This window comes from Bacillota bacterium, from assembly GCA_040754675.1.
GTDB lineage: Bacteria > Bacillota > Limnochordia > Limnochordales > Geochordaceae > Geochorda.
This window is the reverse complement of record JBFMCJ010000655.1, coordinates 1-2,128: the sequence shown is the minus strand read 5'-3', so window position 1 is coordinate 2,128 and position 2,128 is coordinate 1. Positions and strand designations below refer to the sequence as shown.

Annotated in this window: 3 protein-coding genes; 2 read left to right on the top strand and 1 reads right to left on the bottom strand. The window is 69.7% G+C overall.

Annotated elements, in window-relative coordinates; genetic code table 11:
• Positions 1-772 (top strand): sigma-E processing peptidase SpoIIGA (locus AB1609_22140; protein MEW6049135.1); only part of this gene is annotated, 772 nt, incomplete at its 5' end.
• A complete protein-coding gene (gene sigE / locus AB1609_22135; protein MEW6049134.1) occupies positions 756-1,529 on the top strand; it encodes an RNA polymerase sporulation sigma factor SigE in 774 nt (257 codons plus the stop codon). The genes AB1609_22140 and sigE, both read left to right, overlap by 17 nt.
• Before the next feature lie 14 nt (positions 1,530-1,543).
• Here the strand turns inward: sigE and AB1609_22130 are convergent.
• Positions 1,544-2,128: cell division protein FtsZ (locus tag AB1609_22130; GenBank protein ID MEW6049133.1), on the bottom strand; the 585-nt coding region annotated here is incomplete at its 5' end.

Here is a 2,128-nt window from a genome sequence, read left to right as displayed (position 1 = left end):
GGCCCTGCGCCTGGTGGTCTGTGCCGTGGGCGGCCCGTGGTTGATGGCGGCTACGGCGTTCCGCATACGGGGGCTGCGGCGGCTTTGCGCGGTCGTGGCGGTGATGTGTGGGGTTGGCTTTGTGGCCGCCGGGGCGGGCATGGCAGCACAGAGCGTCTTGGCGGGGCAGGGACGGGCCGAACTGGGGGCGCTGGTCTCCCTGGCGGTGCTGGTGGGCACCGCTGTGGCGGCCCGCCGGTACCTGTCGAACGCTCTGGTGACCCGGGCGCTCCAGGCCCACGTACGCATGCGTTTCGGCGAACGCTGGATTTACGCGGAGGGGATGCTGGACACCGGCAACCACCTGACCGAACCGGTTGAGAGGCTGGCCGTGGTGCTCGTCGACCCTCGGGTGCTGGCGCCGGTGGTGGAAGCTGCGCTGGGCGAAAGGCTGGAGGAACTGGCCAGGGATCCCTTCGCCCTGGCTTCCCGGCTGACGGCGCTGGCACCTGAATGGGCCAGACGGTTCCGGCTGGTGCCGTTTCAGGCGGTCGGCACCGAACGTGGGGTGATGGCCGCCTTTCGTGCCGATTCGGTGGAAGTCCACCTCAACGGCGTGCCCCCGCCCGCGATGGGCCCCGCCGTCGTGGCGCTGTCTCCGACGCCGCTGCGGGCGGGTGAGCTGCAGGCTCTGGTGCCCGCCGACTACGTGGCCCGGCCGGGCCGGACGTCCCCGGCCGGGCAGTCCCCGTGGGCTGTGGGAGGAGGAGTCGTCGGTGTCAAGGCTGGCTAAGATCCGGCAGCTCGGCTTGCAACTGGCCGCCCTGGCGGCCCGGGTCCGAGAGCGGTGGCTCGTCCGGTGGCAGCTCTTCCAGCTCCGCCGGCTCACGCGGCTCATCGGGTACGTGGGCCCGTCGTCCACCGAGGTGCTGCCGCCGCCGCTCACCAGCGAAGAGGAGGCCGGGCTCATCCAACAGCTCGCCGTCGGCAACCTTGCCGTGCGGACGCCGCTCATCGAGCACAACTTGCGGCTGGTCGTCTACATCGCCCGCAAGTTCGAGAACACCGGGGTGGCCATCGAGGACCTGGTCTCCATCGGGACCATCGGGCTCATCAAGGCAGTGCACACCTTCGACCCGGGGCGGCGCATCAAGCTCGCCACTTACGCCTCGCGCTGCATCGAAAACGAGATTTTGATGTTCCTGCGGCGCCACGCCCGGACCCGGGTCGAGGTCTCCCTGGACGAGCCCCTCAACACCGACTGGGAGGGGGACGAACTGCTCCTCTCCGACGTCCTGGGCACCGAAAGCGATGTGGTGCGGCACCTGGAAGACCGCGTGGAACGGGAGCTGCTCCACACCGCCGTGGGCCGCCTCACCGGGCGGGAGCGGCGCATCATGGAGCTGCGCTTCGGGCTCGTGGACGGGGAGGAGCGCACCCAGAAGCAGGTGGCCGACCTGCTGGGCATCTCCCAGTCCTACATCTCCCGGCTGGAGAAGCGCATCCTCAGGAAGCTGCGCCGGGAGCTCCACCAGATGGCGGCCACATGACAGGCGCCCAGGCTTCAGCGGCGGCGCAGGAAGGGCGGGATCTCCAGGTCGTTCGACACCAGCGGCTTGATCTCCAGCTTGCGGTCACCCTCCGGGGACGGCGGACGAGCCTGCGCCGCCTGCGGCCGGTGATCCTCCTTGGGCTGGCCCGAAAAGCCGGTGGCAATGACGGTCACCCGCACCTCGTCGTTGAGCGAATCGTCGATGACGGCCCCGAAGATGACGTTGGCCTCGGGGTCGGCCGCCTCGATGACGACCTGGGCCGCCTCGTTCACCTCGAACAGGCCGAGGTTGGAACTGCCGGTGATGTTCAGCAGGATACCCCTGGCCCCCTGAATGCTGGCCTCCAACAGCGGGCTCGAGACCGCAGCCCGCGCGGCCTTCACCGCCCGGTCCTCCGACCCGCTGGCGCGGCCGATGCCCATCAGCGCCGAACCCGCGCTGGACATGATGGTGCGCACGTCGGCGAAATCCAAATTGATGAGGCCCGGCACGGTGATGAGGTCCGAGATGCCCTGGACGCCCTGGCGCAGGACGTCGTCGGCCAGCCGGAACGCGTCCAGGATGGACGTGTTCTTGTCCACCACCTGGAGCAGGCG